Below are 7,459 nucleotides of genomic sequence, written 5' to 3' on the forward strand. Positions count from 1 at the left end.
CGCCATTCTACCCGCTCAAGGCCGGGCCGGGCGGTCATCAATGAAGGGGATGAGAGGGTTTGCGGCACTTTTGTCGCTTTTTTCTTGCCGGGGCGCTGTGGATAGTGCGGCCATCCCTCCCTGAAACCGGATCACTGCCATGTCACCCCTGAAAGTCGAATTCTTCCACGATGTCGTCTGCGGCTGGTGCTTCGTCCTCGCCCCACGCCTGAAGCAGTTGCAGGACGAGCTGAACCTGGACGTGCAGCACCGCAGCTTCATCCTGCAGACCAGCCGCGAGGCGATGGTCGAGCGCTTCGGCTCGATGCCCAAGGCCAAGGAGACCATCCTCAGCCACTGGCTGTCGTGCTCGCGCGCCGAGGACGTCAAGCGCATCAACATCGAAGCCATGCGCCAGCAGGATTTCGAGTACCCCACCGGCCTGCTCGCAGGCCTCGCCTGCCAGACCGCCAAGGCACTGAGTGGCAACGAAGGCCACGAGCGCATGTTCGACCGCCTGCAGGAAGCCCACCTCGTGCAGGCCCGCAACATCGGTGACCGCGCCACCGTGCTGGCGGTGGCCGCCGAAGCCGGTTTCGACCCGCAGGTCTTCGCCACGGCATTCGACCAGCAAGCCCCGCAGATGCTCGAGGAAGAGCTGGCCCAGGGCCGGCGACTGGGCATCAGTTCGGTGCCCAGCCTGGTGATCGACGGTCGCTACCTGGTCCCCGGCGCGCTGAGCCTCGAGCAACTGCGCCAGACCTTCATCCAGGTCCGTGCCAACCAGAAGCAGGCACAAGGAGCCACCCAATGAAAAGCCGTTACTGGATCGCCGCCGGCACTTCCCTGTCGCTGCTGGCCATGGCCCTGCTGCCCGCTCCGGCGGTAGTGGCCAACGACGCCCCCGCCGCCCAGGCCAACGCCACCCCGGTGGCAATCGCCCGCGTGCAGTCGGGCCCGATGCCGCAGGTGCTCAGCGCCGTCGGCACCCTGGAGGCGGTACACCAGGTCAATGTCTCGCCCGAGGTCGGCGGGCGCATCACCGCGCTGGAGTTCACCGCCGGCAAGGCCGTGGCCGCAGGCCAGGTGCTGGTCAAGCTCAACGACGCGCCCGAACGCGGCGAGCTGGCCAAGCTGCAGGCCCAGGCCAAGAACGCCAAGCTGGCCCTGGAGCGCACGCGCAAGGTGCTGCCGCTGGCCTCCACCCAGGCCCAGCTGGACCAGGCCCAGGCCAACTACGACCAACTGCTCGGCGAGATCGCCCAGGTCCAGGCGCAGATCGCGCAGAAGACCATCCGCGCCCCGTTCGCCGGTGTGCTGGGCATCCGCAAGGTCAACCTCGGCCAGTACGTCAGCCCCGGCGACAGCCTGGTGACCCTCACCGAGCTGTCGCGCCTGCACGTCAACTTCCCACTGCCCGAGCAGTCCGCCGCCGCCCTGCAGGCCGGCCAGGCCATCACCCTCAAGGTCGACGCCTGGCCGCAGCAGCGCTTTGTCGCCGCGGTCACCACCCTGGAGCCGCAGATCGACCCGGGCGCCCGCTCGATGCTGGTGCAGGCAACCCTCGACAACCCCGACCAGCAACTCAAGCCGGGCATGTTCGCCAACGTCAGCATCGAGCTGCCGAGCCACGCCGATGTGCTCAGCGTGCCAGAGACGGCGATCAGCTACAGCGCCTACGGCAACTCGCTGTACGTGCTGCGTGAGAAGGACGGCGCCCTGCGCGTGGAGCAGGTATTCGTCAAGCTCGGCGCGCGCCGCGACGACCGCGTGGTGGTGCTCGATGCGCTGACCCCGGGCGACCGCGTGGTGGTGTCCGGGCAGATCCGCCTGAGCAACGGCATGCCGGTGCGGGTCACCGACGACACCCTGGCCGCCAGCACCACGCGCAAGCCGGACCTGGCCCAGCAGTAATGGGTTTGCGTGCCACTGAAAAGGACCTGTAGCACCATGAAATTCACCGACCTGTTCATCCGCCGCCCGGTACTGACCCTGGTGGTCTGCGCGATGATCGTCATGCTTGGCCTGTTGGCGCTGCTGAACCTGCCGATCCGCCAGTACCCGCAGCTGGAAAGCGCGACCATCACCATCACCACCGAGTACCCCGGCGCCCGCTCGCAGCTGATGCAGGGCTTCGTCACCCAGCCCATTTCGCAGGCCGTGGCCTCGGTCGACGGCGTCGACTACCTGAGCTCGACCTCGACCCAGGGCAAGAGCGTCATCACCGTGCGCCTGAAGCTCAACGCCGACTCCAACAAGGCCCTCACCGAGATCATGGCCGCCGTCAACCAGGTCAAGTACCGCCTGCCCGAAGGCGCCTACGACTCGGTGGTGGCCAAGTCTTCCGGCGAAGGCACGGCGGTGATCTACGTCGGCTTCTCGAGCAAGGACATCGGCCTGCCGGCGATCACCGACTATATCTCCCGTGTGGTGCAGCCGCGCCTGGCGGCCATCGACGGCGTGGCCGAGGCGCAGATCCTCGGCGGCCAGAAGCTGGCCATGCGCCTGTGGCTGGACCCGGCGCGCATGGCCGCGCGCAACCTGTCGGCCAGCGATGTGGCCGAGGCCATCCGCCAGAACAACTTCCAGGCCGCCCCCGGCCAGACCAAGGGCCAGTACGTCTCGGCCAACATCAACATCAACACCGACCTGACCAGCGTCGACCAGTTCCGCCAGATGGTGGTGCGTCGCGACGGCGACACGCTGATCCGCCTGAGCGACATCGGCACCGCCGAGCTCGGCGCCACCTCCTATGACACCAGCGGCATCATGGACGGCGAGCCGGCGGTGTTCATCGGCCTGCACGCCACCCCCGCCGGCAACCCGCTGACCATCGTCGGTTCAGTGCAGGAAATGATGCCGCAGATCCGCGAGACCATGCCGCCGGGCATGACCGCCAATATCGTGTTCGAAGTGGCGCGCTTCATCCAGGCGTCCATCGATGAAGTGGTCAAGACCCTGGTCGAGGCGGTGGTGATCGTCGCCGTGGTGATCTTCCTGTTCCTCGGCTCGCTGCGCAGCGTGCTGATCCCGCTGGTGACCATCCCGCTGTCGCTGATCGGCGCGGCGGCGATCATGAGCCTGTTCGGGTTCAGCATCAACCTGCTGACCCTGCTGTCGATGGTCCTGGCCATCGGCCTGGTGGTGGACGACGCCATCGTCGTGGTGGAGAACGTCCACCGCCATATCGAGGAAGGCAAGTCGCCTTTGCAGGCGGCCTTGGTCGGCGCCCGCGAGATCGCCGGCCCGGTGATCGCCATGACCCTGACCCTGGCCGCGGTGTACGCCCCCATCGGCCTGATGGGCGGGCTGACCGGCGCGCTGTTCAAGGAGTTCGCCTTCACCCTCGCCGGTGCCGTGGTGGTGTCCGGCGTGGTGGCGCTGACCCTGTCGCCGGTGATGAGCGCCTTCCTGCTCAACCGCCAGGCCAGCGAAGGCCCGATGGCCCGTGGCGCCGAGCGTTTCTTCCACTGGCTGGGCAACGGCTATGGCCGTTTGCTTGACGTGTCCCTGCACCACCGCTGGGTCACCCTGGCCATCGCCGTGGCGGTGTTCGTCAGCCTGCCGATCCTCTACCTCGGCGCCCAGCGCGAATTGGCGCCGGTCGAGGACCAGGCCCAGGTGCTGGCGGTGGCCAAGGCCCCGCAGTACGCCAACATCGATTACACCCAGATGTACGCGCACCGCATGGACCGCCTGTTCGCCACCTTCCCGGAAACCGACATCACCTGGGTGGTCAACGGCAACGACGGCCCGCGCACCGCGTTCGGCGGCGCCAACCTGAGCACCTGGGAAAAGCGCCAGCGCAGCGCCGACCAGCTGCAAGCCGAGATCCAGAAAGCCGTGGGCGAGATCGAGGGCGTGGCCATCTTCGCCTTCCAGCTGCCGCCGCTGCCCGGCTCCACCGGCGGCCTGCCGGTGCAGATGGTGATCCAGAGCTCCCAGGATCACCGCGTGGTGTTCGACGCCATGGACAAGATCAAGCAGGCGGCCATGGCCAGCGGCCTGTTCGCCGTGGTCGACTCCGACCTGGACTTCAACAGCCCGCTGGTCAACATCAACATCGACCGTAGCAAGGCCAACGACCTGGGCATCAGCATGCAGGCCATCGGCGACGCCCTGGCGGTGCTGGTGGGCGAGAACTACGTCAACCGCTTCGCCCTCGACGGCCGCTCCTACGACGTGATCCCGCAGGTGGCACGGGCCCAGCGCCTGTCGGCCGAGATGCTGGTCGGCCAGTACGTCAAGGCCGCCAACGGCGCCCAGGTGCCGCTGTCGACCCTGGTCAGCTTCGACATGTCGATCGAGCCGAACAAGCTGACCCAGTTCAACCAGCTCAACTCGGCCACCCTGCAGGCGGTGCCGGCGCCGGGCGTGAGCATTGGCGACGCGGTGCAGTTCCTTGCCGCCCAGGCCAATGCCCTGCCCACCGGCTTCAGCCATGACTGGCTGTCCGATGCCCGCCAGTTCGTCCAGGAAGGCAGTGCCCTGGTCGTGACGTTCATCTTCGCCATCCTGGTCATCTACCTGGTGCTGGCCGCGCAGTTCGAAAGCCTGCGCGACCCGCTGGTGATCCTGGTCAGCGTGCCGATGTCGGTGTGCGGCGCGCTGATCCCGCTGTACCTGGGCTACGCCACGGTAAACATCTACACGCAGATCGGCCTGGTGACCCTGGTCGGCCTGATCAGCAAGCATGGCATCCTCATGGTCGAGTTCGCCAACGAGCTGCAGCAGGCCGACCAGCTCGACCGCCGCACGGCCATCGAGCGCGCCGCGCAGATCCGCCTGCGGCCGATCCTGATGACCACCGCGGCCATGGTCGTGGGCCTGGTGCCATTGCTGCTGGCCAGCGGCGCCGGCGCCCACAGCCGCTTCAGCCTGGGCCTGGTGATCGTCATCGGCATGCTGGTCGGCACGCTGTTCACCCTGTTCATCCTGCCCACCGTGTACTCGCTGCTGGCCAAGGACCACCGTGCCAGCGAAGACCCACGCCTGCAGGAACTGGCCGCCTACACCCAGCCGGCCTGACCCCTTAGCCCGCCCTCCCCTGTGGCAGCCATGACCGGCTGCCCCTGGGAGCGGCCGGCCCGAATAAAGAGAAACGACATGCTACGTAAGACCCTTCTGCCCCTGCTGCTGCTGGCGCCCCTGGCCCAGGCCGTTGCCGCCGACCGTGCGACGCTGATGTCGGTGTACGCCCAGGTGGTCGAGCACAACAGCGACATGGCCGCCGCCCGCGAGAACTACCTGGCCCGCCGCGAGGCCGTGCCCCTGGCCCGCGCCCGCCTGCTGCCGCAGGTGGCCCTGGATGCCGAGGCCGGCGACGTGCGCAGCGACCGCCGCCAGGTCGAACAGCGCAGTGGCAGCCTGTACCGCCTGAGCCTCGACCAGCCGTTGTTCGACCTCAGCCGCTGGTTCGACTACAAGGCCGCGCAGTCCGAAAACGAACAGGCCGAACTGGACTTCTCGGCGTTCCAGCAGCAGTTGATCCTCGACACCGCCAGCAGCTACTTCGACACCCTGTTGGCCGAGGACAATTTGGCCACTGCCAAGGCCGAGCTGCGCGCCTTCGACCGCCAGTTGCAGCAGACCCGGCTGAGCTACGACGCCGGCCTGTCCGACCAGAACGACATGCTCTCGGCCCAGGCCAGCTTCGACCGCGCCAGCGCCAACCTGATCGACAGCCAACGCCGCAGCGAGGACGCCTACCAGGCACTGATGCGCTTGACTGGCCAGGCCCAGCCGGCATTGGCCGGGATCCGCCACAGCCTGCCGGTGCAGGCGCCGGTGCCCGAGCGCGCCGAGGCCTGGGTCGAACAGGCCATGGCGCAGAACCTGCGCCTGCGCGCCAGCCAGGCCGCCGTCAGCCAGGCCGGCCAGACCCTGCGCAGCAGCAAGGCCGATCACCTGCCGACGTTCAACCTGACCGTGGGCTACGCCGAGGGCGACAGCGACCTGATGGATTCCAGCGCGCACTTCGGCCAGCGCTCCGGCAACCAGCGCGACAGCTCGGTGATGGTGCAGATGAAGCTGCCGCTGTTCAGCGGCGGCGGCACCAGCGCGCGGGTGCGCCAGGCCACCCATGAGCTGGCACGCACCGAGTACGGCCGCACCAGCCTCGAGCGCGAGGTGTTGGAAGGTTCACGCAACGCCTTCCGCGCGGTGGTCAGCGATGTCGAGCAGGTGCGGGCGCGGCGCCAGAGCATCATCTCCAGCCAGGGCTCGTTGCGGGCCACCGAGGCGGGGTATGAGGTGGGCAGCCGCAACATCGTCGATATCCTCGATGCCCAGCGCGACCTGTACAACGCGGTGCGTGACTACAACGTCTCGCGCTATGCGTACATCGTCGACAGCCTGCGGCTCAAGCAGCAGGCCGGCAGCCTGAGCCCGGAGGACCTGCGCGAATTGGCGGGGTACCTGAAGCTGGATTACGAGCCGGAGCGGGATTTCCTGCCGAGTGATTTGCGCGGGTGAAGCATTGGGATCGTTGGGGCCGCGCAGCTGCCCCAACGTTTTATCGAGTCCTGTTATTCATCCCCAACTCCATATCATCAATCAACGCCTTGGCCATGGCGCTCAACATGCGCGCTGCGCTGCCCGCCATCAGGTCGCCTTCCATCTCGGCCTCGCAGGTGAGGTGGCGAATGCAGCCAAGCAGCACCGACAACTCGCTGAAGGCATCCGCGAAGGGAATGCCCGGTTCGACCTTGAACAGGTCCATGCAACGGGTCCGGCCTGCGGTACGTGCGTTGGTCATGGCTGCACCAGCGGCTTGTGTTCGAGCAAGGCACAGGCCAGCTGGCCGAGGTAGTCGCTGGCAGTGAACAGCCGGTCCTGGACTTCGCCAGGTTCGGTCTTGAAGTAGATATCGAGGACATCGGAAATGGCCGTGGCCACTTCGACGGCGGCGGTCATGGCTTCTTCGCGGGTGAGGGTCGGGCGGATTGCGATGAAGGGGGCTAGACGCGGTGGGTCTGGGACGATCTTTTTCATGATGAAACTCCAGTGCGTGACAGGAGCGGCCATCTCGATCTTTCTCACGGACAAAGGTGGCAGCCGTACGCGGGGTGAGAAACCGGTGCACTGAAGCCGGCCAGACCGAAGTCTGCCCGCGCATGGCTGCCATGAAGCAATAGCCTTGGCAGTGCAAGTCGGGTTCTCACACCCGGTCACCTGATGTGGCGACCGGGTGAAGTTATCCGTGGGGTATTTCCCCGACAACGCAGCAGCTTCCGGCAAGCGCGTAGGATAGTTCCCAAGCTTTGCTGGCTGAAGCATTTGGTTTCAGGTTCGGAAATGTCTTACCTGGAAAATGAACAAGCATGGCCGGACAAGACCCGGATTGCGAGCAAGCCCGCGATGGCGATCAAGAGTTCACCAAACAGCAACTAGCGATAGCTGCACCAGCCCAGGCGCCGCCCGTAACTTCGCGACTTCAGGAGGCCGAACGCAGGTCTTGCGGAGGGAGGTGACGGGCATG

The 7,459-nt window shown here is 66.7% G+C and carries 6 protein-coding genes; 4 read left to right on the forward strand and 2 right to left on the reverse strand.

The window, feature by feature from the left end; genetic code table 11:
- Positions 1 to 139 precede the first annotated feature (139 nt).
- The 4 genes from OH705_RS21380 (at position 140) to OH705_RS21395 (ending at position 6,453) form a co-directional block, all read left to right on the forward strand.
- On the forward strand, positions 140 to 793 hold the full coding sequence (locus tag OH705_RS21380) for a DsbA family oxidoreductase (protein ID WP_267302908.1): 654 nt from the start codon (positions 140 to 142) through the stop codon (positions 791 to 793).
- Positions 790 to 1,893 (forward strand): efflux RND transporter periplasmic adaptor subunit, encoded by a 1,104-nt coding sequence (locus OH705_RS21385; RefSeq protein ID WP_052062184.1) that lies wholly within the window; start codon positions 790 to 792, stop codon positions 1,891 to 1,893. The genes OH705_RS21380 and OH705_RS21385 overlap by 4 nt, the downstream gene beginning before the upstream one ends.
- A gap of 36 nt (positions 1,894 to 1,929) precedes the next feature.
- Positions 1,930 to 5,007, forward strand: coding sequence for a MexW/MexI family multidrug efflux RND transporter permease subunit (locus OH705_RS21390; RefSeq protein ID WP_110605501.1), 3,078 nt, complete (start codon positions 1,930 to 1,932; stop codon positions 5,005 to 5,007).
- A gap of 78 nt (positions 5,008 to 5,085) precedes the next feature.
- Positions 5,086 to 6,453, forward strand: coding sequence for a TolC family outer membrane protein (locus OH705_RS21395; RefSeq protein WP_267302909.1), 1,368 nt, complete (start codon positions 5,086 to 5,088; stop codon positions 6,451 to 6,453).
- A 40-nt stretch (positions 6,454 to 6,493) separates the two neighbouring features.
- Here OH705_RS21395 and OH705_RS21400 read toward each other — a convergent pair whose 3' ends face one another.
- Together OH705_RS21400 and OH705_RS21405 are read right to left on the reverse strand one after the other, a co-directional pair.
- Complete coding sequence (locus OH705_RS21400; protein WP_038705692.1) at positions 6,494 to 6,700, reverse strand: DUF3077 domain-containing protein; 207 nt, start codon at positions 6,698 to 6,700, stop codon at positions 6,494 to 6,496.
- Positions 6,701 to 6,732: 32 nt separating this feature from the next.
- Positions 6,733 to 6,972, reverse strand: a complete 240-nt coding sequence (locus tag OH705_RS21405; protein ID WP_023630612.1) for a hypothetical protein — start codon at positions 6,970 to 6,972, stop codon at positions 6,733 to 6,735.
- Positions 6,973 to 7,459 lie beyond the last annotated feature (487 nt).

The sequence above is a fragment of the Pseudomonas sp. BJa3 genome, from assembly GCF_026343815.1.
Lineage (GTDB): Bacteria > Pseudomonadota > Gammaproteobacteria > Pseudomonadales > Pseudomonadaceae > Aquipseudomonas > Aquipseudomonas soli.

Coding starts and splice junctions, on each gene's coding strand:
- OH705_RS21400 (WP_038705692.1), bottom strand. CDS start 6,700: ATGGACCTGTTCAAGGTCGAACCGGGCATTCCCTTCGCGGATGCCTTC.
- OH705_RS21390 (WP_110605501.1), top strand. CDS start 1,930: ATGAAATTCACCGACCTGTTCATCCGCCGCCCGGTACTGACCCTGGTG.
- OH705_RS21380 (WP_267302908.1), top strand. CDS start 140: ATGTCACCCCTGAAAGTCGAATTCTTCCACGATGTCGTCTGCGGCTGG.
- OH705_RS21405 (WP_023630612.1), bottom strand. CDS start 6,972: ATGAAAAAGATCGTCCCAGACCCACCGCGTCTAGCCCCCTTCATCGCA.
- OH705_RS21395 (WP_267302909.1), top strand. CDS start 5,086: ATGCTACGTAAGACCCTTCTGCCCCTGCTGCTGCTGGCGCCCCTGGCC.
- OH705_RS21385 (WP_052062184.1), top strand. CDS start 790: ATGAAAAGCCGTTACTGGATCGCCGCCGGCACTTCCCTGTCGCTGCTG.